Annotated in this window: 27 protein-coding genes; 14 read left to right on the forward strand and 13 right to left on the reverse strand. The window is 67.9% G+C overall.

Annotation, left to right across the window (positions count from 1 at the left end; translation table 11 throughout):
• Positions 1 to 8 precede the first annotated feature (8 nt).
• From U5809_RS01890 to U5809_RS01905, 4 genes are all read right to left on the reverse strand, one after another.
• Positions 9 to 1226 (reverse strand): acyl-CoA dehydrogenase family protein, encoded by a 1218-nt coding sequence (locus U5809_RS01890; RefSeq protein WP_322085251.1) that lies wholly within the window; start codon positions 1224 to 1226, stop codon positions 9 to 11.
• 150 nt (positions 1227 to 1376) lie between these two features.
• Positions 1377 to 1553 carry a hypothetical protein gene (locus U5809_RS01895; RefSeq protein WP_322085252.1) on the reverse strand — a complete coding sequence of 59 codons (177 nt, stop codon included), beginning with the start codon at positions 1551 to 1553 and terminating at the stop codon, positions 1377 to 1379.
• A 5-nt stretch (positions 1554 to 1558) separates the two neighbouring features.
• A complete protein-coding gene (locus U5809_RS01900; protein ID WP_322085253.1) occupies positions 1559 to 2800 on the reverse strand; it encodes a DKNYY domain-containing protein in 1242 nt (413 codons plus the stop codon).
• 167 nt (positions 2801 to 2967) lie between these two features.
• Positions 2968 to 3933, reverse strand: a complete 966-nt coding sequence (locus U5809_RS01905) for an SDR family NAD(P)-dependent oxidoreductase (RefSeq protein WP_322085254.1) — start codon at positions 3931 to 3933, stop codon at positions 2968 to 2970.
• Positions 3934 to 4072: 139 nt separating this feature from the next.
• Here U5809_RS01905 and U5809_RS01910 point away from each other — a divergent pair, with 139 nt between their 5' ends.
• Positions 4073 to 4993, forward strand: coding sequence for an AraC family transcriptional regulator (locus U5809_RS01910; RefSeq protein ID WP_322085255.1), 921 nt, complete (start codon positions 4073 to 4075; stop codon positions 4991 to 4993).
• A 248-nt stretch (positions 4994 to 5241) separates the two neighbouring features.
• Here the strand turns inward: U5809_RS01910 and U5809_RS01915 are convergent, their stop codons facing one another.
• The 5 genes from U5809_RS01915 to U5809_RS01935 form a co-directional block, all read right to left on the reverse strand.
• A complete protein-coding gene (locus tag U5809_RS01915) occupies positions 5242 to 5772 on the reverse strand; it encodes an OsmC family protein (RefSeq protein ID WP_322085256.1) in 531 nt (176 codons plus the stop codon).
• A 60-nt stretch (positions 5773 to 5832) separates the two neighbouring features.
• On the reverse strand, positions 5833 to 6903 hold the full coding sequence (locus U5809_RS01920) for a substrate-binding domain-containing protein (protein WP_322085443.1): 1071 nt from the start codon (positions 6901 to 6903) through the stop codon (positions 5833 to 5835).
• 175 nt (positions 6904 to 7078) lie between these two features.
• Positions 7079 to 8134: an ABC transporter permease gene (locus U5809_RS01925; RefSeq protein ID WP_322085257.1), complete on the reverse strand. Its 1056-nt coding sequence runs from the start codon at positions 8132 to 8134 to the stop codon at positions 7079 to 7081.
• Complete coding sequence (locus U5809_RS01930; RefSeq protein ID WP_322085258.1) at positions 8131 to 9624, reverse strand: sugar ABC transporter ATP-binding protein; 1494 nt, start codon at positions 9622 to 9624, stop codon at positions 8131 to 8133. Before U5809_RS01930 ends, U5809_RS01925 begins: the two co-directional genes overlap by 4 nt.
• 148 nt (positions 9625 to 9772) lie before the next feature.
• The gene (locus U5809_RS01935; RefSeq protein WP_322085259.1) at positions 9773 to 11080 is read right to left on the reverse strand and encodes an NtaA/DmoA family FMN-dependent monooxygenase; all 1308 of its coding nucleotides are present in this window, start codon (positions 11078 to 11080) and stop codon (positions 9773 to 9775) included.
• A 339-nt stretch (positions 11081 to 11419) separates the two neighbouring features.
• Here U5809_RS01935 and U5809_RS01940 point away from each other — a divergent pair, with 339 nt between their 5' ends.
• From U5809_RS01940 to U5809_RS01965, 6 genes are read left to right on the forward strand one after another with little or no spacing between them, the layout of a single operon-like run.
• Positions 11420 to 12565, forward strand: a complete 1146-nt coding sequence (locus U5809_RS01940; RefSeq protein WP_322085260.1) for an MsnO8 family LLM class oxidoreductase — start codon at positions 11420 to 11422, stop codon at positions 12563 to 12565.
• Positions 12562 to 13137: a GNAT family N-acetyltransferase gene (locus tag U5809_RS01945; RefSeq protein WP_322085261.1), complete on the forward strand. Its 576-nt coding sequence runs from the start codon at positions 12562 to 12564 to the stop codon at positions 13135 to 13137. The genes U5809_RS01940 and U5809_RS01945 overlap by 4 nt, the downstream gene beginning before the upstream one ends.
• Before the next feature lie 57 nt (positions 13138 to 13194).
• Positions 13195 to 14835 carry an ABC transporter substrate-binding protein gene (locus tag U5809_RS01950; protein WP_322085262.1) on the forward strand — a complete coding sequence of 547 codons (1641 nt, stop codon included), beginning with the start codon at positions 13195 to 13197 and terminating at the stop codon, positions 14833 to 14835.
• A 35-nt stretch (positions 14836 to 14870) separates the two neighbouring features.
• Entirely contained in the window at positions 14871 to 15881 is a 1011-nt protein-coding gene (locus tag U5809_RS01955; protein ID WP_322085263.1) for an ABC transporter permease, read from the forward strand.
• 13 nt (positions 15882 to 15894) lie between these two features.
• Complete coding sequence (locus U5809_RS01960; protein WP_322085264.1) at positions 15895 to 16764, forward strand: ABC transporter permease; 870 nt, start codon at positions 15895 to 15897, stop codon at positions 16762 to 16764.
• A complete protein-coding gene (locus tag U5809_RS01965) occupies positions 16761 to 18443 on the forward strand; it encodes an ABC transporter ATP-binding protein (protein WP_322085265.1) in 1683 nt (560 codons plus the stop codon). The genes U5809_RS01960 and U5809_RS01965 overlap by 4 nt, the downstream gene beginning before the upstream one ends.
• 24 nt (positions 18444 to 18467) lie before the next feature.
• Here U5809_RS01965 and U5809_RS01970 read toward each other — a convergent pair whose 3' ends face one another.
• Complete coding sequence (locus tag U5809_RS01970; RefSeq protein ID WP_006489184.1) at positions 18468 to 18680, reverse strand: twin transmembrane helix small protein; 213 nt, start codon at positions 18678 to 18680, stop codon at positions 18468 to 18470.
• Complete coding sequence (locus tag U5809_RS01975; RefSeq protein ID WP_309288096.1) at positions 18677 to 19027, reverse strand: hypothetical protein; 351 nt, start codon at positions 19025 to 19027, stop codon at positions 18677 to 18679. Before U5809_RS01975 ends, U5809_RS01970 begins: the two co-directional genes overlap by 4 nt.
• Positions 19028 to 19268: 241 nt before the next feature.
• On the opposite strand from U5809_RS01975, the gene U5809_RS01980 reads away from it, so the two are divergent.
• Positions 19269 to 20027: a YoaK family protein gene (locus U5809_RS01980; protein WP_176049823.1), complete on the forward strand. Its 759-nt coding sequence runs from the start codon at positions 19269 to 19271 to the stop codon at positions 20025 to 20027.
• An 87-nt stretch (positions 20028 to 20114) separates the two neighbouring features.
• Positions 20115 to 20300, forward strand: a complete 186-nt coding sequence (locus tag U5809_RS01985) for a ribbon-helix-helix protein, CopG family (RefSeq protein WP_021158209.1) — start codon at positions 20115 to 20117, stop codon at positions 20298 to 20300.
• Between the two features lie 44 nt (positions 20301 to 20344).
• On the opposite strand, the gene U5809_RS01990 is transcribed toward U5809_RS01985, so the two are convergent.
• Together U5809_RS01990 and U5809_RS01995 are read right to left on the reverse strand one after the other, a co-directional pair.
• Positions 20345 to 21181, reverse strand: coding sequence for a spermidine synthase (locus tag U5809_RS01990; protein ID WP_322085266.1), 837 nt, complete (start codon positions 21179 to 21181; stop codon positions 20345 to 20347).
• Positions 21182 to 21221: 40 nt separating this feature from the next.
• Positions 21222 to 21566, reverse strand: coding sequence for a zinc ribbon domain-containing protein YjdM (locus U5809_RS01995; protein ID WP_031401187.1), 345 nt, complete (start codon positions 21564 to 21566; stop codon positions 21222 to 21224).
• 384 nt (positions 21567 to 21950) lie between these two features.
• Between U5809_RS01995 and U5809_RS02000 the strand changes: the two genes are divergently transcribed.
• The 5 genes from U5809_RS02000 to U5809_RS02020 all read left to right on the forward strand — a co-directional run bounded on the left by U5809_RS02000 (position 21951) and on the right by U5809_RS02020 (position 24889).
• Positions 21951 to 22214, forward strand: coding sequence for an HPr family phosphocarrier protein (locus U5809_RS02000; RefSeq protein WP_322085267.1), 264 nt, complete (start codon positions 21951 to 21953; stop codon positions 22212 to 22214).
• A gap of 65 nt (positions 22215 to 22279) precedes the next feature.
• Complete coding sequence (locus U5809_RS02005) at positions 22280 to 22501, forward strand: hypothetical protein (RefSeq protein ID WP_034190041.1); 222 nt, start codon at positions 22280 to 22282, stop codon at positions 22499 to 22501.
• Between the two features lie 164 nt (positions 22502 to 22665).
• Positions 22666 to 23208 carry a carboxymuconolactone decarboxylase family protein gene (locus U5809_RS02010; protein WP_322085268.1) on the forward strand — a complete coding sequence of 181 codons (543 nt, stop codon included), beginning with the start codon at positions 22666 to 22668 and terminating at the stop codon, positions 23206 to 23208.
• 229 nt (positions 23209 to 23437) lie between these two features.
• Positions 23438 to 24106: a peroxiredoxin-like family protein gene (locus tag U5809_RS02015; RefSeq protein WP_282512891.1), complete on the forward strand. Its 669-nt coding sequence runs from the start codon at positions 23438 to 23440 to the stop codon at positions 24104 to 24106.
• A gap of 66 nt (positions 24107 to 24172) precedes the next feature.
• A complete protein-coding gene (locus tag U5809_RS02020; protein ID WP_282512889.1) occupies positions 24173 to 24889 on the forward strand; it encodes an SDR family oxidoreductase in 717 nt (238 codons plus the stop codon).
• Positions 24890 to 24908: the final 19 nt, after the last annotated feature.

Here is a 24908-nt window from a genome sequence, read left to right on the forward strand (position 1 = left end):
CGGCGCGGTCAGAACACGCGCCCTTCGGTCAGGTGCGTCGTCACGCCGTTCAGCGCGTAGTCGCCGATCACGCGCGCCTTGTGCAGTAGCGGGTTGTGACTGAAGATCGTGCGCAGGTTGCGCCAGTGTCGGTCGAAGTTGTGTGCGCGCGCGGTCGCCGACGCGCCGCCGACTTCGAACAGCCGCTCGGCCGCATGCAGCGCGAGCTTGCTGACGATAAGTTGCGTTCGCGCGGTCGCGAGCGCGCTGTCGAGCACATGCGCATGCGCGTCGGCGTCGCCTGCTTCGATCGCGTCGGCGGAGCGATCGAGCGCCCGCGCGTTTTCGCGGACGAGCGCATCGATTGCGTGGCTGTGCGCCGACAGCTCGCCGACGACTTGCTGGACGAAATGATCGTCGCGCGCGGTCGGTGCCGGGCTGTGCAGCGCCGGACGTCCGTGCGCGAGCACGTAGCGGCGGGCATCGGCCACCACGTTGCGCACGATGCCCGCGCCCGTCGCGACGAGATGCAGCTGCCGCAGCGCGCCGCAATGACGGCCGACGAGCGTAGAGCCGTCGCGTGCGGCCACTTCGTCCGCGAACACCTGCACGTTCTGGAGCAGCAGGCTGCCGCTCGCCGTCATGCGCTGCCCCATCCCGTCCCAGTCGTCGAGCACCTGCAAGCCGTCGCGCGCGACGGGAATGATCACGGCCAACGCGCTGCCCTGCTCGTCCTCCACGTTGATGCGCGCGAAATCGGCAAACGCGGTGCCCGTCGAATAGTATTTGCGGCCCGTCAACCGATGGTGATCGCCGTCCCGGCGCAGCACGGTCGTGTTCTCGCCCGGCCGCGACGTGCCGAGTTCGGTCGACGCGCCACCGAAGATCGCGCCGGCCAGCACGCGTTCGAGCTGCACGTCGTTGAACGGCGTGCGCGGCGACAGCCGTAGCGTCTCGGTCTGGTCATAGTGAATGCGCAGCGCGTGCGCGAGATTCGAATCGGCGGCGGCCAGCGTCGCGATCGTGTCGAACAGATCGACCAGCGTGCCGCCGAGGCCGCCACGTTCCGCCGGAATCCGCAGCGCGCCCAGCGCCGAGCGCCGAAAGATCGTGAAACCGTCGAACGGCAGTTCGCGGCGCGCCTCGCGTTGCGCGGCATCCTGCCCGATCGCGTTCGCGAGATCGGGCAGCGTGGCAAGCGCGTCGCGCAACGCGTCGCGCGGATCGACGGCATCACGGGCAGTCATCGGGCAAATCCTTGTGCGAGAAGAGCGGGAGCGTCGCGGCGTGGCGCGATCGCGGCTTCGCAAAGTATAGGGACGCATCCGGCACACGTGAAAAGCCGATTTCAGCTTTTGTTATGCGTGCGCCGGGATTGGTCGCGCACCGCCGTCGCGTCAGTGCTGGATGCCCCAGCGACGCACGGTCACGCGCTCGAGCGTGTCGAACAACAGGTCGCGGCCAATGCGCGTCGGCGCCGCGAGCGACGTCAGCACGAATGCGCAGAACTCGCCGAGCGCATACATACGGCCCAGCCACTCGCGATTGCCCGACGCACGAAACCCGCCGTTCACGCCCCTCAGGATTCCGCCGACGGCGCCGGGACTCGTGCGATGCCGTCCGGATAGCGGAGCTCGATCGCTCCGTGCCTGTCGCGGATCCCCGACGGCGGCACGGCCTCCACGCTTGCGCGATCGACGCCTTCGCACACGGCCAGGTTCGCATTCGTGCGGTAGTAGACGCGCTGGTCGTCGACCGCGAACGACCAGTTCAGGAAACGCAGGCTTGGCACGTCGATCCCCGGCAACGGCTTGCGGTAGTTCTTCCCCCATAGCAGGTGGCCATTCGCATCGATCAGTACGTCGTGAAAAACGGCGCGTGCCGTTTCGACGTCGATACGCCCCGGCTTGTCCACGATCTTGCCGTCGTAAAGAATCTGCCCGCCGAGCCGCGCATAGCGATAGCCGAGGCCGGCCACACCGGCCGGATCGTCGATGCCGCGCTTGCGCACGCCGGCACAGAACAGGTGCTTCGCATCCCGTGCGTACGCGCCGCCGATATGCGTGAAGCTGGCCACATCGGCCTTGACCACGGTCAGATGGCACTGGCCGCGATCGGGATTGTGAATGTCGCGATCGAAGTAGTACGCCTGCCGTGCATCGCAATACCAGTCGCCACCGAGCGATTCCAGCGTGGCCGCATCGCCGTCGGCGATGAGCCCTTCGCCCGCGTCGTCGTAGCGGGACGCGGCGCCGGCCGCGTAATAGCGCAGCCCCGATGCATCGACCGCAAAGTTGTCGACCAGATGCCGGAAGCTGCCGAGATCGAAATGGTTGAGCGCGTGATAGCGATGCCCGCTGCCGACGCGCGCCCATACGCGTTCGCCATCGGTATGGAACGGCCCGCCGAGCGGCGCCAGCGGCGCTGTCCGCGTGTCGCGACGCTGCCGCGCTTCGGCCTCCTGCCGGCGCTGCGCTTCCTCTGCGTCGTAGATCGCCTGCTGCTCCGGCGTGACGGCCGATGCGTCCAGGTGTTTCTGCATGTGCTGCGCATGCAACGACTGTACGGTCGCGATGCAGAACACCGCATGCGGAACCGCGCGCAGATACAGCGCCCAGTCGTCGGCATCGTTCCGGTAGAACCAGTGCACCGATTCGCCGCTCCATCCGGCCGGGTCCATGCGGGTCAGCAACGCAGCCTTGACGTCCTTGACCTTGCCGGGCACGACGAACGTGAGGCTGTAGTCGCTTGTTCCGAAATCATCGAGGCTCTCATCCTCGAACAGGCTTCGCATCAGTGTTTCGAGTTCTTGTAAGGTCATCGGTTCGTGTCGATCGGGTGACGTGCAACGGGAAGGACAGGGATGCCGTGGCCATTCTAACCATGTCGGCGCACGCGCCAAGCTGATACGCGCGGCGCGGCGCCAGCATGGGCTCACGCGCGGCCAGCTCGCGAACATCCGCGCGTTCCCCGGCGATCGCCCAGGCGTCAGCGACGCGCCGCGAAGGCATCGACGCCCGTCAATGCCGCGGACCACGCCCACAGACGCTTGGCGTCCTCCGGATCAATTGCATGTGGCCGCACGCCCGACTCCTCGTTGCCACGCGTCACCACCGCGACGTCGCAATCCTCGCAGTAAACGCCGCCGGTTTCGGCGAGGCGCGGCGACGTTGCGGCCCACACCTGCGTCGCCGCCCCCTGCGCCGGCGTCTTGAAAGTCGGATCGATCGGCACGCCGTGCTCGTCCACCCAGCCCTGCGCCATCATCTCCTCGCGTGTGAGATGGCGCTGAAGCGGCGTCGCGATCTTGCCCGGATGCAGTGAATACGCGCGAACGCCGTAACCGGCGCCAAGCGCATCCAGTTGCACCGCGAACAATGCGTTGGCGGTCTTCGACTGTCCGTATGCCAGCCATTTGTCGTAACCGTGCGCAAACTGAACGTCATCCCAGCGGATCGGCGACAGCCGGTGCCCGAGCGACGACACGGCGACCACGCGGGCGCCGTGCCCATGCGCGAGCGCGGGCCACAGTCGGTTCACGAGCGCATGGTGGCCGAGATGATTGACGGCCATCTGCGCCTCCCAACCATCACCGACTCGTGTCTCTGGGCACGCCATGACGCCCGCGCTGTTGATGACGACATGCACGTCGCGCCGCGCGTCGACGAACCGCGCGGCGAATGCGGCCACGCTCGCGAGATCGGCGAGGTCGAGCGCCACGCTCTCGACGCCGGCCATCCCGCGCGTCGCGTCGCGCGCGGCTTCGACGCTCCGCGCGCCGACGATGACGTTTGCGCCGGCCCGGGCCAGTGCGCGCGTCGTTTCGAGGCCGAGACCCGAATGGCCGCCCGTGACGATGGCCGTTTTGCCGTGAAGGTCGAGACCGGCCAGGACGTCGCTCGCCGTCGACACAGCGTCGAATCCGGAATGAAGGGGGTGTTGCCTGCTCGTCATTGAAGGCTCCAGGAACGATGCGCACAGCGCGCGGCCGCCCGTCGGTCACGTCACTGCACGAGGTCATTCTCCGGTCACGCTTCCGGACTGTGAATGCAATAGAATCCGGTTTTTCGTCGAGATCGTCCGGGAGTTGCGCATGGATCCACTGTCGGAAGTGCTGTCGCTGCTCGAAACGCGTGACTCGTTTTTCACCGGCCTGCGCGCCGGCGGCGAGTGGGCAGTCGCGATTCCGCCGCCCGACGGGATCAAGTTCAACGCGGTGGTCGAAGGAAGCTGCTGGCTGACCGTCGACGGCGCGGGGCCGCCTGTCCGGCTACGCACGGGCGACTGTTTCCTGCTCGCGTCACCGCGCGCATTTTCGCTGGCGAGCGATCCGGCGGTCGTGCCGATACCGGCCGCCGACGTGTACCGGAATGTCGAACGCGGTATCGCGCACTTCGGCGAACCGGAGGATTGCTTTCTGATCGGCGGCCGCTTCGCGTACGAAGAAGGCATGCCGCTGCTGCTCGGCAGCCTGCCGCCGGTGGTGGTCGTGAGCGGCGAATCCGAACAGGCGGCGGTGCTGCGCTGGGCGCTGCAGCAGCTCGCGCAGGAATTCGGCGCGTCGTCGCCAGGCGGGTCGCTGATGGTCCGGCATCTCGGACACATGATGCTCGTGCAGATCCTGCGGCGCTACGTCGACGACGGTGCGAACGGCGATGCCGGGTGGCTTGCCGGGTTCGCGGATTCACGGGTGAGCGCGGCGCTGGCCGCCATCCACGCGGAACCTGCACGACGCTGGACCGTCGACGCACTCGCGGCCTGCTGCCACGTGTCGCGTTCGACGTTCGCGCTGCATTTCAAGCGGCGGCTGGGATTCGGGCCGCTCGAATACGTGCTGCGCTGGCGGATTCAGCTTGCGATGCGGGAGCTGCGGCGCTCGAACGCATCAATATCGACGGTCGCGCAACGCCTCGGCTACGACTCGGATAGCGCGTTCGGGCACGCGTTCAAGCGCATCGTGGGCTGTTCGCCGCGTGCCTACCGCAATGACCTGGCCGACGAGTCGGGCCGTTAGCGCCGGTCGCTTCCGCGTCTGTTGACGCCCGCAAACGGCGTCGGCGGCACAACCGACGCTGCAGTTTCATCGACTGGATTCATTCGCATCAACGACATCGGGATAAGTATTCTTATCACAACGCATCTATTTCAACATGAAACTCACCTGCGCACGAATCGTCGCACCGCGCGCGACGCCGTTCCAACACACGGCAACTCGGCGGGCAAACGCGGCGCAACGTGCGAACGACATGCCGCACCGGCGCGTTATCCCTGCGTATGTCGCAATTCGCCGTCGATCTGCTGCGGCAGCCTCAGCAGGTTGAAGATCGGGCAAACGGCTTCGACCGCCTGATGCAACGCACGGATGGCCTCCGGCGGCTCGGGCGACGCGATGTCCAGCGTATAGCGGATGTTGTGCGGGAAGACCGGGACATGCTCGAACCCCGGCTGCTGCGCGAGCGGATGCTGGTCGCCGGTCACCTCGACCGCGATCGAGTCGATCTTCAGGCCGCGCTCCGCAGCCTGGATCAACGTGATGTGCGTGAGGCAACTGCCGAGCACGCCGAGTTGCAGTTCGGGCGACGCAGGCCCGAGGTTATAGCCCGCGAAATCGGGCGGGCTGTCGCTGAGCACCTGGAAATCGCGAATCCGGATCTCGCGCACGCCGCTGCGGCCGAGCGCGCGTACGGTCGCCTTCAGCGGCGTCGCCTTGAAATCGGGATCGTTGCGTGCCGCTTGCTGCTTCGCGTGCCATGCAGCGCGTTTTTGGGCGAGATAGTCGTTCAGGGTCGTCATGTTAGGGTCACGGGCCAGCGGCACGCGAAAGGAGAAACGAGTCGTTGCGGTTAAAGGCGATCAATCGATCGCCGGAATCCATGCGGCCGTCGCCGCGTCGCTCGCGCGGAACGCCGGAAACTTCGCGCCGAGTTCGGCCACGGTGCGAATGTCGTTTTTCACGATATCGTCGCGCGTGATCAGCGTCGGCCTGACCGCGATGCGTGCGCCCGGATTCTGGCCGGCGACGAGCAGTGCCGCGGCCCGCACGGACACGGCCCCGACGACCGCGGGATTGGTCGCGGCCGTCGCGACCCATGCGCTGTCCGGCGCGCGGATGGCCTCGATGTCGGCCGTCGAGATGTCCGCGCTATAGATACGGACCTTCGACGACAGCCTGGCCTCGTCCGCCGCAAGCTTCGCGCCGCGCGCGAACTCGTCGTAAGGCGCGAATACGACGCGGATGTCCGGGTTCGCGCGATAGGCGGCGGCCGCCTGATTCGCGACCGATTGCGCGATCGGCGTGTCGACGGTGCCCCACCGCGCCTTTTCCCGAACCTTCGGGTGCGCGCGCTTGAAATCCCGCCAGGCCGCATCGCGCCGGTCGAGCGGCGCGAATCCGGCCACATAGACGTATCCTGCCGCGAACGCGTCGCCGTTGTCCTTGACGGCCTGATCCAGCAGCAGGTTCGCGAGGTCCCGATCGTTCTGTTCGATCTGCGGCACCTTCGGATTGGCAAGATCGACGTCGAACGCGACAACCTTGATGCCCTTGTCGAGTGCACGCTGCACGACATCCTTCAGCGACTCGGGCAAGCCGTGGTTGACGATGATCGCGGACACGCCGATGCTGATCGCCTGCTGGATCTGTTCGCGTTGCTCGGCCGCATCCTGGCGGCCCTCGTAGATGCGCAGATCCACGCCGAGCGCACGTGCCTGCTTCTGCGCGCCGGCCTCGTACGCCTGGAAGAAGTCGCCGGTCGACAGGTAGTTGACGAGCGCGATCTTCACGCCGCCCTTGTCGAACGGCGCCGGCGCGCCCTTGAGCGGTCCCGCGTGTGCCGCAGGCGTACCCAGCACGATCGCGGCACCCACGACGAGCGCGCCGATCTTCAGGTCGATACGCAACTTTCGGCGAAGCAACGATTGCATGGCGTGTCTGCCTCCACATCGAACGATATCGGCCCAATCTATCAGTGCGACACACGAACGCAAACCGATCGATTCGGCAATGGATATTACTTTGGATAACAAACTGTCCGAACCCGGCGAAGCGGTGAATCGACGAACCTGTCCGCACCCGCGCCGGGGGTCGCGCCACCGCGCATCATGCGCGGGCATCCGCACGGCGACCGATACCGAACGTAAACGCAAGCGCCAGCACGAGCAACACGCCCTTGATGAAATCCTGCATGTAGTAAGGCGCGTTCAGCATCGTCAGCCCGTTGAGCAGCACGCCGACGAACACCGCCCCGACGACCGTACCGAAGACGTTGGGCCGCTTTGCGCCCCACACCGCGTATCCGATCAGCGCGGCGGCCACCGCGTCGAGCAGCAGCGAGTGTCCCGCGCTCACGTCGCCGCGACCGACCCGCGCGGCGATCAGCACGCCGCCCAGCGACGCGATCGCGCCCGACACGACATACGCGGCGACACGATAGCGCGCAGCCGGCGCACCGGCCAGCCGTGCCGCCGTTTCGTTGCCGCCGATCGCGTAGATCACGCGGCCCCAGCGCGTCGCCTCCATCGTGACGCAGGCCAGCACCGTCACTGCCGCGAGGATCAGCACGGGCAACGGTACGACGTCGAACGCGCGCAGCCGGCCGAGCGCAAGAAAGGCGACGGGGAACACGCCCGTCGCGTCCGTGCCGTCGGGCAACACCGAGCCGGTCGCGAGCGAACGGCCGCCGGTCGGGATCAGTTGCAATCCGGCCAGCAGGAACAGCGTGCCGAGCGTCGCGAGCTGATCGGGCACGCGCAACCGCGTAATCAGCAAGCCGTTGAACCACCCGGCGGCGACGCCAAGCGCGAGGCACGCGATCACGGCGGCCAGCGCGCTGCCGTGCCAGACGACCAGCACGTAGCTCGCAGCCATCTGTGCGGTCGCGGCCACGCTGCCGACCGACAGGTCGAAGCCGCCGGCCGCGAGCGTGACGGTCACGCCGATGCCGAGCAACGCGACGATCGACACGGCCTGCAGGATGCTGAACAGATTGTCGAGGTTCAGGAACGCGGGCTCCCTGAGCGCGAACACGATCACGAGGGCGGCCAGCACGAGCAGGATGCCCGTGCGTTCCAGTGCATCGCGGATGCGGGCCGGCGCGGGACGCGACCGCTCGCCGGGCGAGGCGGGCTGCATGACGGAAGGGGGAACGGATTTCATGAGGTAGCTTGCACGACGGTAGAAATCGGATGCAGGCGATCGAGCGTGGCGCGATCGAATCGCACGACACGATCGGCGATCTCGGCCGCTTCCTCGAGATCGCTGACGAACACGATCGTCGCGCGCTCAGGCGCATGGCGCCTCAGCAAATCGACGATATCGGCACGCGCACCCGCATCGACGCCCTGAAACGGCTCGTCGAGCAGCAACAGCCGTGCAGGCTCGGCGTGCCAGCGAGCGAGCACGACCTTCTGCTGATTGCCGCCTGACAGGCGGGCCACGCGATCGTCCGGGCCCGTGCAGCGAATGCCGAACCGGGCGATCGTCGCCGCCGCGACCGCGCGTTCGCACGAGCGACGCACCGCGCCGCTCGCGAACCAGCGCGACAGGAACGGAAAGCCAATCGTGCCCGCGATCGATGCGAACGGCACGCTGTCGGGAAACAACGACGCCCGCCAGCGATCTTCGCCGGCCAGGAATACGCCCGCGCGAATCGCGTCGGCCGGCGAACGCGGCCGCCATGGCCGGCCGTCGAGCGTCATCTCGCCGGCCGCCGCACGCGCCGCACCGAAGATCGTATTGGCGAAGCGCGACTTGCCGCCGCCGACCGGGCCTGCGATCGCGACGATCTCGCCACGCCGGACCTCGAGGTCGAACGGGATACTGGTCGGCGTCAGCCGGATCTGCCGCGCACTGAAGCCCGCGCCGGATCCGGACTGCCCGTCGCGAACCGGCGCCGATGCACGCGCGCGCGGCAATGCGCGTCCGATCATCGTTTCCACGGCGGCATCGAAATCCACCGGCGTGGCCAGATCGGCAACGATCCGGCCATCGCGGACGATCGCCACGCGATCGGCGATGCGACGCAAATCGCCGAGCCGATGCGACACCAGCAGGATCGCGACGCCGTCTCGGCGCAACGCGTCCACCAGCACGAACAGCCGCTCGGCCTCCGGCGCGGACAGGCTGGCGGTCGGCTCGTCGAGAATCAGCAGCGACGGCTGACTGGCCAGCGCGCGCGCCAGCGTCACACGCTGCTGGTCCGCCAGTGACAGCGAGGCCAGCGGCGCCGCCAGGTCGACGTCGAGTCCGACGCGCTCGGCGAGCGGTCGCGCCGCGGCTCGCCGCGCGGCCGGCGGCACGCGCCAGGCCGACGCCGGATCGCACAGCCGGTCCAGCAACAGGTTGTCGGCAATCGACAGCGTCGGCACGACCGCATCGGCAACCGACTGGTGCACGGTCGCAACGCCGAGCCGCTTCGCGGCATGCGGCGACGCCGGTCGATAGGGTTCGCCGCGCAGCGCCAGCGTGCCGCCGTCCGGCCGCAGCGCGCCGCTCAGGATCTTGACGAAGGTCGACTTGCCGGCACCGTTCGCGCCCATCAACGCGACGACTTCGCCGGCCTCGATCGACAGATGCAGCGCCGACAGCGCGACGGTCGCGTCGAAGCGCTTCGCGACGCCCGCGGCGCTCAGGACGGGCGGCGGCATGAAGCGATCCGGCCGGTTGTCACGGATGGCTGCCGCATCCCGTTCGCATCTTCCCGTTTCGCCGGTATCGGCACGTCACGGTTCATGTCTCGCGACTCCCCTGTCGTTCGTTTCGCCGTGGCCGGCACACCATTCACTCGGCGCCCGTTCATGCCGTTGCAGTCTCGCGCCGCAACGCCGGCAGTTCCAGGTTCGCGCGGAAATCGCCGCCCACGTAATCGGTGTCGAGCAGATCGCGGCGTCGCAATTCGGGCAGCAAACCGTTGAGCAGCAAATCCTCCTGGTCGGGCTGGCCGAGCCCGTGCAACGACAGTACGTCGACGAGTCCCGCGCGATAGCGCGTTTCGATCGCATCGGCGAGCTGCTCCGGCGTGCCGGCCACGAACCAGTGGCCGGTCTCCTGCGCGCGGACGATCAGCTCGCGCAGCGTCAGCCGCTGGCGCGCGTAGCCGACGAAGATCGCAACGCGCCCGCGCCGGCGATGCACGCTGTCGATCGCCGGCAACAGCGATTCCGGCAACGGCTGATCGAGCGGCAGGCCGCGCAGGTCGACACGACCGCCGAGCATGTCGGCGAGCTTCAGCCTGCCTTGTTCGTAGTCGATGCGTTCATGCTTGTCGCGCAACCGCCGCGCGACATCGGCATCGGATTCGCCGATCACCGAATGAAACGAATTCATCACGAGCGGCAGCCGGTCGCCGCGACCGAACGCGGCGGCCTGCCGGTGCAGCTCGGCGACGAACACGCGGGCATCGTCGAGCGTCGGCTGCGACGTATAGACGACTTCCGCATACCGCGCACCGAGCGCCACGCCGCTCGCCGACTGCCCTGCCTGAAACAGGACCGGCCGCCGTTGCGGCGAGGGCGGCACGTTCAGCGGCCCCTGGACCTGAAAGTGCGCGCCGCGGTAGTCGATCGGGCCGAGCCTGAGCGGATCGACCGAAATGCCGCCACCCCGCCCGCGCCGCGTCGCGTCCGGATCGTTCGCGTCGAACAGCGCGTTGACGACTTCGACGAATTCGGCCGCGCGTGCGTAACGGCGCTCCGGGTCGGGCAACGCCGCGTCACCGAAGTTTTCCTCGCCGACCGACGACGTGACCGCATTCCATGCGGCGCGGCCGCCGCTCACGTGATCGAGCGTGCCGATCAGGCGCGCGAGGTTGTAGGGATGGTGATACGTCGTCGACACGGTCGCGACGAGCCCGATCGCCGAGGTCGCCTGGCTCAGCGCCGCCAGCGCGACGATGGGCTCCTGGCTGCCCGTGCTACCGGCAAGGCCGGCTGTATCGGCCTGCAGCAGATCGGCGGTAAAGAGGCCCGTGATCTTCTCGGCTTCCGCCTTGCGTGCGAGCGACGCCGCGCGCCGCACGCCCTGCGCAACCTCCGCATCGCCGGGTGCATAGAGCACACTGGCCGCGCCCACGAGCGTCTTCAGCCGTCTGCGGGCGCGGCTCATGACGCGGCCCCGATCATCGCGCCCGTGCGTGCGGTGCGCGCCATGCGTCGTTCGCCATCGTCGTTCATCTGCATTCCTCGTGATTCCGTTGGTTCGGGCGATGCATGCCGGCATCACGATGGCGAGCACACTCGCGTCGGATCGTCCGGCAGGCGCCATGCACGCGCCACAAGGCGCGCAGCCAACGACCATAACGCAAGCCCCCCGGTGGGCCGGAACGAATATTTTCGGCTTTCGATATTCTTCTTGATTGTTTGACCGCGCGAGCGCCGGCGAAAAATAATTCTGCATGCCTAACCCGTTGATCAGGCCGCTTCAACCCGCGCCGATCGCCTCATCATGACGTTCGACGCCATCCGCTCCGACTCCCCTTTGTCCGCGTTGCCGTTCCGCCTGAGCGTGCTCGACAAGAGCCCCGTTGCGCCGGGGGAAAGCGCCGCCGACGCACTGGCGCGCAGCATCTCGCTCGCGCGCTTCGCCGATGCCGCCGGCTACCACCGCTACTGGCTCGCCGAGCATCACAACACGGCCGCGCTCGCGTGCCCGTCGCCCGAGATCCTGATCGCGCACGTGCTCGCGCACACGCAGCGCATCCGTGTCGGGTCGGGCGGCGTGATGCTGCAGCACTACAGTCCGTACAAGATCGCGGAAAACTTCAACCTGCTCGCGTCGCTCGCGCCCGGCCGCGTCGATCTCGGCATCGGCAAAGCGCCGGGCGGGCTGCCGCTGTCGACGCGCGCACTGCAGGACGGCTACGATCCCGCGCGGCGCGCATCGTTCGCCGATCTGGCCGACGCGCTGCATCGCCATCTTCAGGGGACCGCAGCGACCGCCGATGCAACCGGGCAGGACGCCGGCGCACTGCACGCGACGCCGCACCCGCCGGTCCCCGCGCAACCGTTCCTGCTCGGCGCCAGCGCGGCAAGCGCCGCGCTCGCCACGCGGCTCGGCTGGGCGTACGTTCATGCGTCGCACCTCAACGCATCCGTCGCGGATCTGGAACTTACGTTCGACGCATACCGCCGCGCGTCGGGCAACCGCGCGCCGCTGCTTGCGGTCTCCGTGATCGTCGCGGCCACCCGCGACGCGGCGGCTCGACTGGCAAGCGGCCATCAGGGCTTTCGCGGACAGGTGGGCGACACGCCCGCCGTCAACGTCGGCAGCCTCGAACAGGCGCATGCCTACATCCGCCAGGCCGGTGGCGGCCCGTACCGGATCGACCCGCGCGAAACGCGAATCCTGCACGGCACGCGCGACGACGTGCTGCACGAACTCGACGCGTTGCACCGCCGTCACGGGATTGCCGAATTCGTCGTCGACACGCCGGTCGCCGATGCCGCGCCGCGGATTGCGTCGCTGCGCTTGCTGGCCGGCGCGCTCGCCGATGATCGCGACACGGCGGCGCCACGCGACCGGCAGGATGCGCGAGACGCGAGCAGGCACGCGGTCGCCCGCCAACCGGACCTCGAGAGCGCGGCGCGATGACCGATACGATCCGCACCGCCGGCGCCGACGACGTGCCGGCTGTCTATGCATTGCTGCAGGACGCGTACGCACCACTGATCGCACAAGGCGTGCACTTCAACATCACCCGCTCGCCGATCGGTCTCGTCGCGCAAACGATCGCTCGCGAAACGACCTTCGTGCTCGAACGGGCAGCCGACGACGGTCGCACCGCGCTCGCGGCGACACTGACCGTACGGTTCCCGTGGGTATCCGGCGAACCCGGTCGCACGCCGTATCCGTTCCTGCACTGGTTCGCGGTGGCCCCCGCATTCAAACGCCAAGGCCTCGGCCAGGCATTGATCGAGCACGTCGAATCGCGGTTCCTGGCCGAGCAGGTCAAGGCCCCCGCGACCTATCTCGCGACCGCGACCAACCATCCATGGCTACAGCCGTATTACGAGCGCCACGGCTACATTGCATTCGACCGCTCGACGAATACGCTCGGCACACCGCTGGTGTGGTTGAGAAAGATCCTGATCCCGGATCTCTATCGGGATCCGCCGGCGGCCGATTCCGCCAGGGACGGTGCACGCGTCCACGCGAACGCGTAACGCACGGTCCGCCGCACCGTGCTCTCCTGCAATCCCCTTCGTGAAAGGCTTCCCAGCATGACATTCGCATTTCCGGATTCCACCCGCTTCATGTCGCGCCGCGCCGCGTCGGCCGCGCTCGTGCTCGCACTCGCGTTGCCGCACGTCGCGTTCGCACAGGCCACGCCCGTCTCGGGCGGCACGCTGACCTGGGGCGTCGAAACGGAGCCGCGCACGCTGAACCCGCAACTGAACGGCCAGGACAAGGTCGAATTGCTGCTGCGCAACGCGTACGAGAGCCTGCTCGTGCAGAAACCCGACGGCAGCTACGTCCCATGGCTCGCGACCGGCTACAAGGTGTCCGCCGACGGCAAGACCTATACGTTCACGCTGCGCGACGGCGTGAAGTTCACCGACGGCGCGCCGTTCGACGCGAAGGCCGTTGCGCGCAATTTCCTGAACGCGCGCGAACTGTCGTATGCCGCCGGCAGCCAGCTCGCGCGGCTGATCTCGCACGTCTCGGACGTCAAGACACCGGACGAACGCACGGTCGTCATCACGCTCGACGCACCGTATGCGCCATTCCTGACGTTCGCCGGCCGGCTGCCGCTGCTGTCGCCCAACGCATTCGACCGGCCCGGCCTGAAATCGGGCGGCACCGACATCGCGGGCACGGGCCCGTTCATCCTGCGCCGCTACGTGAAGGGGCAGGAAATCGAGTTCACGAAGAACCCCGGCTATCGCTGGGCGCCGCCGACGGCCGGCCACCAGGGTCCCGCCTACCTGGACCGGATCGTCTACCGGTTCCTGCCCGAATCGTCGGTCCGCACCGGCGCGCTGCTGTCCGGTCAGGTCGACGTGATCGAGGGCGTGTCGGGCAACGACGCCGCGCTGATCCGCAAGAACGCCGAATTCACCTACCGCCGTGCGCTCAACACCGGTACACCCTACTCGCTGTTCCTGAACGTCGCCCATGGCCCGACGCAGGACGTGAAGGTGCGCCGCGCCCTGCTCGAGGGTCTCGACACGACCGGCATCGTGCAGTCGATCTACCGCGGCGAGCGCACGCGCGCGTGGGGGATCACGTCGCCGATCGATCCGCTCTACGACGCCACGATCGAACGGACCTACGGCAACAATCCGACACTCGCGAACCGGTTGCTGGACGAAGCCGGCTGGAGCACGCGCGACAGCGGCGGCTACCGCACGAAGAACGGCGAGCGGCTGACGATCGCGGTAATTCAGGCACAGGCGACGGTACGCGACCAGCGCGACGTGCTGCTGCAGGCACTGCAAGCGCAGGCGCGACAACGGCTCGGCATCGACCTGAAGATCCAGTACGTCGACGACGGGACGTACGTCGAGGCACGCAAGAGCGGCAAGTTCGGCTCGATCGCGAACTCGAACACGCCACCGGACGGGATCGACATCGAAGGCCACTACCTGCCGGTCGATCGCGGCGGCGCGCTGAACTACAGCCGTGCGTCGGCGCTCGAGCTGACGCGCTGGCTGCAGGCGGCCGCGCGCACGCAGAACGTGGCGGAGCGCAAGAAGCTGTACGGCGAACTGCAGCGCTTCGCGATCAACGAGCAGGCGTATGCGGTGCCGCTGTACGAGCCCGAAGACCAGATCGCCGCCGCGAAGACGGTCCAGGGGTTGCGCTTCCGCCCGTTCGCGCAGATGCCCGAGAACCCGTACGACGTGTGGGTGAAGCAGTAGGCCGACGCGCGTCGATCCGACAGGAGAATTCGATCATGAACCGTTCGCCGTCCACGCCCCTCGCCGTCCCGGAGGCGCTGCCGGCCGCGGCGTCGCCGGCTGCATGGCGCCGTTGGCTGCGTTCGCCGATCGCGACGCGGCTCGCAACCGGCGCACTCGTACTGTGGGCCGCGGTGACACTGTCGTTCGCGGCCGTGCATCTCGCCCCGGGCGATATCGTCGGCATCCTGATCGGCGAGCAGTTGAGTACGCCGGAAATCGAAGCGGCAATCCGCCAGGAATGGGGACTCGACGAGCCGCTTGCGCTGCAGTACCTGCATTACCTGTGGCGCGTGCTGCACGGCGAATTCGGCCGCTCGTACATCCTGAACACCGACGTTGCACCGCTCGTGCTCGGACAGCTGTGGCCGACACTGAAGCTGACGGGCGCGGCGCTCGTCGTGACGATGGTGTTCGCCGTCGGCCTCGCGGTGCTGACGGCCGGCCGCCGCTGGGCGGGGCGCGCCGCGTCCGGCGTCGAGCTGCTGCTCGCGTCGACGCCGTCGTTCTGGCTCGGAATCATGCTGCTGTTCGTGTTCAGCTTCACGCTGAAGCTGTTCCCAGTGGCCGGCGATCGCGGCTTCGCGTCGCTCGTGCTGCCCGCGCTGTCGCTCGGGCTCGCACAGGGCGCGGTGATCGGCCGCGTGCTGCGGCAAGGCATCGAGCGCGCGCTCGACGAACCGTACGCGCTGACGGTGCGTTCGTGGGGCATCGGCGGGCTCGCGCTACGCGTGCGTCATGCGTTGCGCCACGCGGCGCTGCCGGCCGTCACGCTCGCCGGCTGGCTCGTTGGCGGCCTGCTGAGCGGCGCGGTGATTACCGAGCAGGTGTTCGGCCGGCCGGGGCTCGGCAAGGTGACGGTCGACGCGGTGCTGTCAAGGGACATGCCGGTGATCCTCGCGATCGCGATCCTGTCGGCCGCCATCTATGTCGCGCTCAGTACCGCGGTCGACCTGCTGTACCTGCTGATCGATCCCCGCCTGCGCGACCGCCGCGCAGCGCATTGAACCGGAGGCACCGATGTCCGTTCCCGTCGATCTCGCGCCGCACGCACCGGCGACGTCCCGCGCGGCCGGCTGGCTGCGTCGCCATCCCGGCCTCGCGCTCGCGGCCGTCTATCTGCTGCTGAACGCGGTCGCCGTCCTCGCACCCGATTGGCTCGCACACGACGATCCGCTGGCAGCCGATCCGCTGTCCGCGCAGCTCGGCAGCAGCGCCGAGCACTGGCTCGGCACCGATCAACTCGGCCGCGACATCTTTTCGCGCGTCGTGCATGGCGCCCGCTACTCGCTGTCGATCAGCGCGGCGGCAATCGGCGTCGCGACGCTGTTCGGCACCGCACTCGGCCTGTTCGCCGGCCTCGCGCGCGGCTGGCTCGACGAGCTGATCACACGCTCGCTCGATGTCGTCTCCGCATTCCCCGACCTGCTGCTCGCGCTGATGCTGATCTCGTTCACCGGCCCGGGCGCGACGAACCTCGTGTTCGCGCTCGGCGTCGCGTCGGTGCCGCGCTTCGCACGCGTGGTGCGTGCGCAGACCTTCGTCGTCGCGGCTTCAGGCCATGTCGAGCACGCGCGCACGCTCGGCCTCGCGCCGGCGGTACTGGTATGGCGGCACGTGCTGCCGCATGCGATTGCCCAGGTACCGGTACTCGCGACGATCGGGCTCGGCACCGCGATCATCGGCACGTCGGGACTGAGCTTCCTCGGCATGGGGCCGCAGCCGCCCGCCGCGGAATGGGGGTTGATGCTCGCCGAAGGCCGCAACTATCTGTACAACGCGTGGTGGATCGCGGTATGGCCCGGGCTCGCGATCACCGCGGCCGTCATCGCCGTGAATGCGCTCGGGGGCTACTGGCAGACGCGCTTCGAGCGCCGGGAGGCAGCATGAACGCGCGCGGCACCCGCGGCACCGTTTCGCACGCGACGGCCGCCGGCACACCGCTGGTCCGCATCGAGCGCCTGACGATCGGGTTTCGCGGCCTGCGCGGTACGCGGACCGTCGTCGGCCCGCTCGATCTTGCCGTGCATGCCGGCGAATGCGTCGCGCTCGTCGGCGAATCGGGTTCCGGCAAGTCGGTCACCGCGCGCAGCCTCGTCGGGCTGAACGGCCCGCACGCCGTGATCGATGCCGCGTGCTTCGAGATCGGCGGCACCGACGCGCGCGGCCACCGGGAGCGCGACTGGCGAGCCATACGCGGCCGCCGGATCGGCTACGTGCTGCAGGACGCGCTGGTGTCGCTCGACCCGCTGTGGCGCGTACGTGACCTCGTGGCGGAGGCGTTGCACGACACGCGCCGGCGCGACGTCGCCGCGCGCAGCGCCGACCTGTTGCGCTCGGTCGGCATCGACGACCCCGAGCGGCGGCTGCCGCAGTATCCGCATCAACTGTCGGGCGGCTTGCGGCAGCGCGTGCTGATCGGCACCGCAATCGCGGGCGGCGCGTCGCTGCTGATTGCCGACGAGCCGACCACCGCGCTAGACATGACCGTGCAACGCCAGATCCTGGCGCTGCTGCGTGCGCGGCGCGACGCCGGCGACGCGATACTGCTGATCAGTCACGATCTCGCGGTCGTCGCGGACCTGGCCGACCGCGTGCTCGTGATGCGCGCCGGCCAGGTCGTCGAGCAAGGGCCGGCACGCAGCGTGCTGACCTCGCCGGCGCATCCGTACACGCGCGAGCTGCTCGCGGCGATTCCCACCCCCGCGTCACGCGGGTTTCGGCTCGCGACCGCCGCACGCGTTCCGCTGCCGCCGAAGCGCATCGATGCGCACGCACCGGTGCTGGCCGTCGACGCGCTGACGAAGCGCTATGGCGGACGCGATGCGCCGGCCGCGGTCGACGGCATCTCGTTCTCCCTCGCGCGAGGCGAGACGCTCGGCATCGTCGGGGAATCCGGCTCCGGCAAATCCACGGTCGCGCGAATCGTGCTCGGGCTCGTCGAGCCCGACAGCGGCACCGTCATGCTTGACGGCCAGCCGTGGAACGGCGTACCGGAAGCCGCGCGGCGCACCCGTCGTGCGCGGCTGCAGTTGATTGCACAAGACCCTTACAGCTCGTTCGACCCGCGCTACTCGGTCGGACAGATCATTGGCGAAAGCCTCGATGCGCCCGGTATCCACGGTGACGCACGGCGCCGCCGCGTGCTGCAACTGCTCGACGAAGTACAGCTCGGCGCCGCGTGCCTCGACCGCTACCCGCGCGAATTGTCCGGGGGCCAGCGCCAGCGCGTCGCGATCGCGCGCGCGTTCGCATCGAACCCGGCACTGCTCGTCGCGGACGAACCGGTCAGCGCGCTCGACGTATCGATCCAGGCGCAGGTACTCGATCTGCTCGCCGATCTGCAAGCCGAACACGGCACCGCGATGCTGTTCATCTCGCACGACCTGGGCGTGGTCCATCACGTGGCCGACCGGATTCTCGTGATGCGGCGCGGCCGCGTGGTGGAGAGCGGCCCGGTCGGGCAGGTGTTCGATGCGCCGTCGCACCCGTACACCGCATCGCTCCTCGATGCGCTGCCAACGCTGCCCGGTGCGTACGCCGCACCGACGCTTGACGCGTTCGCATGAGCGTTGCCCGGGCCACCCCGATCGTCAGCGGCCGATCGGCAACCCGGTCGGTTCGATCCAGCCGAGCTTGTACGCGATCAGCAGCGACAGAAACAGCGTGACCGACAACCCGACGCGGGCCGCAAGCGACCACGCCATCCGCTTGGACTTGCCGCGATCGTGATTCATGAAATACAGCGCGAAGATGAGGCTCGCGATGATCATCGCGAATGCCACGGAAACCAGCAGGGTTTTCATTGCTGTTGCCTTTGAAGATCCGAATCGGCCTGAATCAGTTCGGCCAGTTTATTCCGTTCGTCGTCGATGCCGCCGACGCCCGACGCGGGCCAGTCCAGCGCGACGCCGTTGCCCAGCGAGTCGCGCACGAGCGTCTGGTAGCGCCGGTCGTTGATCCGGCCGTGGTCCATTGCTTCCGAGATCTCGTGCCGGAACGGCAGCGGGAAACTCGCGTACGCGCGCGACAGCGCCGCATATTGTCTCGCATCGATCTCTTTCGACGATGGTATGACAGTCCAGAGCACCACGGCCACGATGGCCGTGAACGGGATCGCCGTGTAGCGAAGGATGAACTTGATCGGAGTCATGAAGCGGTAGGTCGAAGGGAGCGCGAACACGGGCCACTCGGCCGCGAAGCCGCAGGCCGGTCGTACCGTTCGCATTGTACTGTCAGCCCCATGAGGCTAACAGAGTATGATAATGGCATTATCATGTTCATCACATGATTCGACAGACCCGGGCTTCGGTGCAGGCAGCGTGCCCGCCCTGCCGCCAGGCGCCGGTTTTCATGTCCGTGCCCGCGATCCGCGGCGATTGAGCCGAGCCCTTATGCCAGCGCAGTACTTTCGAAACCTGACGGGAAAACACCGCAGCGCGACCGCGAACCGTCAGCTCGGGTTTTCGCTGGCGTTCGTCGCCGGCGCAGCCAATGCCGGCGGCTTTCTCGCGGTCAAGCAATACACGTCGCACATGAGCGGCATCGTGTCCGCGATCGCCGACCAGACGGCACTCGGCGACGTACGGCTGGCACTGGCCGGCATCAGCTCGCTGGGATCGTTCCTGATCGGCGCCAGCTGCTCGGCGATCCTCGTCAACTGGGGGCGCCGCCGCGGCCTGCAGAGCCAGTTCATGCTGCCGCTGCTGGTCGAGGCCGCGCTGCTGCTCCTGTTCGGGCTGCTCGGCAGCCATCTGGCGCTGTGGGAAACCTTCTTCGTGCCGGTGACCGTGACGCTGCTGTGCTTCATCATGGGGCTGCAGAACGCGACGATTACGAAGCTGTCGGGTGCGGAGATCCGCACGACGCACATGACGGGCATCGTGACCGATCTCGGCATCGAGCTCGGGAAGCTGTTCTACTGGAACCGGTCGGCCGTCGACGTCGACGCGCATGCGGTGATCGCCAACCGCTCGAAGCTGAGGATTCACGCGACGATGCTCGCGTCGTTCTTCGTCGGCGGGCTGGCCGGCGCGATCGGCTTCAAGCATGTCGGCTACGTGTCGACGGTACCGCTCGCCGCGGTGCTCGTGCTGCTCGCGATCGTGCCCGTCATCGACGACCTGCTCGCGTTGCTCCGCAGCAGCCGCTGATCGGCCCCGGGAACCGTCATTCCGGCGGTGGCACCGAAGGCGGATCGATTATAATTTGATTAACATATCGACCACGCTTGCTCCGTCATGGAAACGAAAACCGCCCGCCTGACCGTCCTGATCGACCCCGCGAAGAAGGAAGCCTTCGAAATGCTCTGCGCGGAGCAGGATCTCACGCCGTCGCAGGTCGTGCGGCAATTGATCCGCGAATATCTCGACCGGCACGGCGTCACGTACAAGACCAAGAGCGCACTCGGCAAACGCGTGAAGTAAGCGCGGCCGCACCGGCCACGCCCTCGGCACCGATCACGCACCGGTTACGCGCCGATCTCCCATCGCCCGTGCGATTGCGCTCGCCGCGCCAGCCGCCGCGGATCGACGTTCTCCCCTGCCTTCATGCGCCTTGCCGTGGCCGCCAGCTTGAGCGGGCCGGCCTGTGCACACGCGAGCGCGCGTTCGAGCAGGATCCGCAATGACGGCAGCCGGTCGTCGTTCTTCCATGCGAACGCGACGAAGTTGTTGTCGTCGCCGCACGGCACCAGCGTATACGACGCACCGAACACCGCCCGCAACTGCTCGAGATGCTCCGGCAGCGCCGGATCGTCGTCCATCAGGTTGATCGCCAGCACGCCGGTTTCGCCCAGACGCGCGCGGCACGCGTCGAGGAAGGCCGCGCCCGTACACCGGCCCGGCGTACCGTCGGCGACGAACGCGTCGTGCAGGATCACGTCCGTCCGGACGTCCGCCCGGTTCACATGATCCGCGCCGTCGGCGCATATCACCGCGAACCGCGCGTCATCGGCAGGAATCCTGAAGACATCGCGCAGTGCGATCACGTCCGGATTGATCTCGACCGCGTCGATCGCCGTAGCGGGCAGGTGCCGGTAGCAGTACTTGGCGAGCGAACCGCCGCCGAGCCCGAGCATGCACACGTGCGCGGGCTCGGGCTGCAGCAGCAGAAAGCCCATCATCACGCGCGTATAGCCAAGCTCGAGCCGGACCGGGTCGCGCAGCGACATGAAGCTCTGCGTGCCGAAATGATCGAAGTGCAGCGACAGCGCGTGCCGCGTCTCCAGCACGAATGGCCGGCCGTCGTTCAGCGGCATCGCCAGGAAGTTGACGAACGCGTCATAGGAAGCTCGATCGTCGATCATGGTCGGGCAATCAGAAGGAAACGGCCGGGCGCGCGGGCGCTCAGACCTTCTTCAGGTAGCAGGCCTTCAGCATGAAGCCACCCATGTCGGTCTTGCAGTCGACTTCGTGATCGCCGCCGACGAGCCGGATGCTCTTCACCTTGGTGCCCATCTTCAGCGTGATCGACGAGCCCTTCACGCGCAAGTCCTTGATCAGCACGACCGAATCGCCGTCCGACAGCACGTTGCCGTTCGCGTCCTTGACGACGTCGCCCGCCGGTTCGTCACCCGCTTCGGCGCCGGCACCGGCCGACCATTCATGGCCGCAGTCGGCGCAGACGGTCAGCGTGCCGTCCGGGTAAGTGTTTTCCATCGCGCATTGCGGGCAGGCGGGGGCGGCGTTCATTGCAGCTTCCATTAGGGAGGAGTCGGGTCGATCAAAAAAATGCCGGGCGAGCAGGTTGCGCACCCGGCGGTCATGCGGCCGGGGCACGCCTGCCGACGATAGCGGCAGGCCGGCATCGGCGCACACGACATTATAATGCAATACACATGTTCTGACCGATGCATTATAATCCTCGACTTCGCGACATTCAGCGAACTTGAAGGCAGCTTTACCGAGGTTGCCGGCATGTTCACACCGGATCGTGCGCCGCGCCGCCGCGGGAAACCGCGAAAGCCCGGCCCGCCGGCGTGCGTGGCACGCGTCCCGGCACCGCCTTTCGCGCGGTGCGCGGCCGGCCCCGCGCCGCACTCCGATCCCGCCCCCGTCCGGAGGATTTCCAGCATCGTGGCAACCGTTGTGTACGTTCAGATCGGCCCCGCATGGAACCGCAACCGCGGCGCCGCCGCCCGCGACGCAACCGCCGACGCAGCGCGCCGCTTCGACAGCGACATCCAGCTGATCGCGAACGGGCTCAGCGGGAACGCGAAGGACAGCGCGGCCATCGCGACGCTGCAGGTACACGGCGGCACGTCGGCCCAGGTGCTGGCCACCGGGCCCGACGAAGAAGCTGCGCTTCACGCGCTGCTGCCGTTGCTTCAGGCGCGCTGATGCGTGCGCCGACCGTCTCGCGGCATTGCGCCGCCCACCCCGAATCTCCACTCCCCGAGGAAGCGATGAGCGATACCGACATGTCCAACACCCCCAACCTGTCCGCCTCCGCCATCTGGGCGCTCGAACGCCTCGCCGACGTCCGCTACGGACGCGATGCGCCGGCACTCGGCTGGTCGATCGCGCGGGAGCTCGTCAGTGCCGGCTTCGTCAGCCACCCCGTGCACGGCCGCTCCGGCGCGTCGATCACGGCCGAAGGGCGGACGTTTCTGAAAAGCCGGAAGTAGGTCGCCCGCGGGCGGACGGTCGTGGCAGCGGAGGCGATCGATTTTCGATTGATACTTTCGAGCATCTTTTTGGCGACTTCAAGCCTTATAAGGATCAGCCTGCGCTTCTAAAGTGGAGTCACCCCGAACCAACGGGCCTCAACTTTCCGATCAAGGAGCCAGTCATGAGCCGCATCGCCATCCCCGCCATCGAATCCGCCACCGGCGCCACTGCCGACGTGTACGCCCAGGTCCGCAAGGTCGCCGGCGGCACCGTCCCGAACCTGTTCGCCGCCGTCGGCCATCTCGCGCCTGGCGTGCTCGCCGCCGTGCTCAACGGCGAAGGCGTGCTCGCCGGCGGCACGCTGAGCAAGCAGGACCTCGAGACGATCAAGCTGCTGGTCAGCGCCGACACCGGGTGTGACTACTGCGTCGCCGCGCACAGCCTGCTCGGCAAGATGACCGGGCTCTCGCCCGACGCACTGCGCACGATCCGCTCGGCCGAGCCGAACACCGGCGATGCGAAGCGCGACGCACTGATCCGCTTCGTGCTGACGCTGCAACGGACCAGCGGCACGATCACCGGCGACGAATTCGCGGCGATCCGCGAAGCCGGCTACACCGACGCGCAACTCGCGGAAATCTCGCTCGCGATCGCGCTGACGATCTTCACCAACACGTTCAACCGCATCAACGATACGGTCGTCGATTTTCCGCCCGTGAAGTAAGCGCCGCTGCCGCGATCGCGCCCGTCGCCGGCCTTGCCGCCGTGACGGGCGCGTCGCATTGATGACAGCCGCGGCACGGGATGCGCCGTTGTCATTCCCGCCGGGAATGGAAGTTATGAGTCCGCGCCCGCTACCGGCGCGGCCGCGCTTCTCCGAAGATGGGTTCCACGACGAGCCGCTCGCTCGCCGCCCAGCTAACGGACTTCCATCCACGCACCGGAGATTCGCCATGTCGCTCCAGGACAAACTCGACGCATTCAAGGCCGACTTCAAGGCCGGCAAGCCGCCGTATTACGCGCCGCCGGAAATCCACCCGATCATGGAACGCGCGACGGCCGAGCTGATCGCGAGCGGCCAGGCCGCCCGTGCGATCAAGGCCGGCGACCGCGCGCCGACGTTCCGCCTGAGGGACCAGGACGGCAACGAGGTGTCGTCGACCGAGTTGCTCGCGAAGGGGCCGCTGGTCGTCACGTTCTATCGCGGCGTCTGGTGCCCGTATTGCAACCTCGAACTGCAGGCGCTGAACGAAGCGCTGCCGCAGCTCAACGCGCTTGGCGCGAACGTGGTTGCGATCTCGCCGCAAACGGCCGTGAACAGCCGCAAATCGGTGCGTACGAATCATCTCGACTTCCCGGTGCTCGGCGACGTGAACGGCGAGACGGGCGCCGCGTTCGGTTTGCGCTTCAACCTGCCCGACTATCTGGTCGACCTGTACAAGGCGCTGAAGAACGACCTGCCCGCGTTCAACAACGATCCGGGCTGGACGCTGCCGATGCCAGCACGCTACGTGATCGGACAGGACGGCATCGTGCTGTATTCGGAAGTCAATCCCGACTACACGCATCGCCCCGATCCGTCGGACATGTTCCCGGTCATCGACAAGGCCATGCACGCGTGACGCGATGCGCCGTGCCGCCGTGCGCGGCACGGCGCTCGTTCCGATGCTTTTCGTTTGGAATCCTTCATGACTTCACGTACCTTTCTCGTCACCGGCGCAACCAGGGGAATCGGGCGCGCGTTGTCCGAACGGCTCGTGCGCACCGGCCATCGCGTCATCGGCCTCGCGCGTGACGACGCGCCATTCCCGGGTGAACTCGTGCGCGTCGATCTCGCCAACCGCCACGCGACCGACGCCGCGCTGCACGCGCTCGTGCAGCGGCACGCGATCGACGGCGTCGTGAACAACGTCGGTCTCGTGCGTGCGCAGTCCGTCGACGACGTGACGCTCGGCGACCTCGACGACGTGCTCGCGCTGAACCTGCATCCGGCCATCCAGACCGTGCAGGCGCTGCTGCCCGGCATGCGCGAGCGCGGCTGGGGGCGGATCGTCAACCTGTCGAGCCTGACCGTGCTCGGCATCGTGCAGCGCACCGCGTATGCTGCCGCGAAAGCCGCGCTCATGAGTTTCTCGCGATCGTGGGCGCTGGAACTCGCGGGCACCGGCATCACCGTGAACGCGGTGGCGCCCGGGCCGACCGAAACGGAACTGTTCCGCGCGAACAACGCGCCTGGCAGCGAAGGCGAACGGCGCTATCTCGCCGCCGTGCCGATGGGCCGCTTCGGCCAGCCCGACGAGATCGCGGCGACGATCGCGTTCCTGCTGTCGGACGACGCCGGCTTCATGACGGGGCAAACGCTCTACGTCGACGGCGGTGCGTCGATCGGCAAGGCGCCGTTCTGAGCAGCAGCGGCGCGCTCGT

The sequence above is a fragment of the Burkholderia sp. BCC1999 genome (assembly GCF_905339975.1).
Lineage (GTDB): Bacteria > Pseudomonadota > Gammaproteobacteria > Burkholderiales > Burkholderiaceae > Burkholderia.

Excerpts from the sequence above, each read along its gene's own strand:
- U5809_RS02020 (WP_282512889.1), top strand. The coding sequence starts at position 24,173 with ATGACTTCACGTACCTTTCTCGTCACCGGCGCAACCAGGGGAATCGGG.
- U5809_RS01965 (WP_322085265.1), top strand. The coding sequence starts at position 16,761 with ATGAACGCGCGCGGCACCCGCGGCACCGTTTCGCACGCGACGGCCGCC.
- U5809_RS02010 (WP_322085268.1), top strand. The coding sequence starts at position 22,666 with ATGAGCCGCATCGCCATCCCCGCCATCGAATCCGCCACCGGCGCCACT.
- U5809_RS01935 (WP_322085259.1), bottom strand. The coding sequence starts at position 11,080 with ATGAGCCGCGCCCGCAGACGGCTGAAGACGCTCGTGGGCGCGGCCAGT.
- U5809_RS02015 (WP_282512891.1), top strand. The coding sequence starts at position 23,438 with ATGTCGCTCCAGGACAAACTCGACGCATTCAAGGCCGACTTCAAGGCC.
- U5809_RS01975 (WP_309288096.1), bottom strand. The coding sequence starts at position 19,027 with ATGACTCCGATCAAGTTCATCCTTCGCTACACGGCGATCCCGTTCACG.
- U5809_RS01890 (WP_322085251.1), bottom strand. The coding sequence starts at position 1,226 with ATGACTGCCCGTGATGCCGTCGATCCGCGCGACGCGTTGCGCGACGCG.
- U5809_RS01990 (WP_322085266.1), bottom strand. The coding sequence starts at position 21,181 with ATGATCGACGATCGAGCTTCCTATGACGCGTTCGTCAACTTCCTGGCG.
- U5809_RS01950 (WP_322085262.1), top strand. The coding sequence starts at position 13,195 with ATGACATTCGCATTTCCGGATTCCACCCGCTTCATGTCGCGCCGCGCC.
- U5809_RS01900 (WP_322085253.1), bottom strand. The coding sequence starts at position 2,800 with ATGACCTTACAAGAACTCGAAACACTGATGCGAAGCCTGTTCGAGGAT.
- U5809_RS01980 (WP_176049823.1), top strand. The coding sequence starts at position 19,269 with ATGCCAGCGCAGTACTTTCGAAACCTGACGGGAAAACACCGCAGCGCG.
- U5809_RS01930 (WP_322085258.1), bottom strand. The coding sequence starts at position 9,624 with ATGCCGCCGCCCGTCCTGAGCGCCGCGGGCGTCGCGAAGCGCTTCGAC.
- U5809_RS02005 (WP_034190041.1), top strand. The coding sequence starts at position 22,280 with ATGAGCGATACCGACATGTCCAACACCCCCAACCTGTCCGCCTCCGCC.
- U5809_RS01915 (WP_322085256.1), bottom strand. The coding sequence starts at position 5,772 with ATGACGACCCTGAACGACTATCTCGCCCAAAAACGCGCTGCATGGCAC.
- U5809_RS01920 (WP_322085443.1), bottom strand. The coding sequence starts at position 6,903 with ATGCAATCGTTGCTTCGCCGAAAGTTGCGTATCGACCTGAAGATCGGC.
- U5809_RS01955 (WP_322085263.1), top strand. The coding sequence starts at position 14,871 with ATGAACCGTTCGCCGTCCACGCCCCTCGCCGTCCCGGAGGCGCTGCCG.
- U5809_RS01905 (WP_322085254.1), bottom strand. The coding sequence starts at position 3,933 with ATGACGAGCAGGCAACACCCCCTTCATTCCGGATTCGACGCTGTGTCG.
- U5809_RS01985 (WP_021158209.1), top strand. The coding sequence starts at position 20,115 with ATGGAAACGAAAACCGCCCGCCTGACCGTCCTGATCGACCCCGCGAAG.
- U5809_RS01910 (WP_322085255.1), top strand. The coding sequence starts at position 4,073 with ATGGATCCACTGTCGGAAGTGCTGTCGCTGCTCGAAACGCGTGACTCG.
- U5809_RS01960 (WP_322085264.1), top strand. The coding sequence starts at position 15,895 with ATGTCCGTTCCCGTCGATCTCGCGCCGCACGCACCGGCGACGTCCCGC.
- U5809_RS01945 (WP_322085261.1), top strand. The coding sequence starts at position 12,562 with ATGACCGATACGATCCGCACCGCCGGCGCCGACGACGTGCCGGCTGTC.
- U5809_RS01995 (WP_031401187.1), bottom strand. The coding sequence starts at position 21,566 with ATGAACGCCGCCCCCGCCTGCCCGCAATGCGCGATGGAAAACACTTAC.
- U5809_RS01925 (WP_322085257.1), bottom strand. The coding sequence starts at position 8,134 with ATGAAATCCGTTCCCCCTTCCGTCATGCAGCCCGCCTCGCCCGGCGAG.
- U5809_RS01970 (WP_006489184.1), bottom strand. The coding sequence starts at position 18,680 with ATGAAAACCCTGCTGGTTTCCGTGGCATTCGCGATGATCATCGCGAGC.
- U5809_RS01940 (WP_322085260.1), top strand. The coding sequence starts at position 11,420 with ATGACGTTCGACGCCATCCGCTCCGACTCCCCTTTGTCCGCGTTGCCG.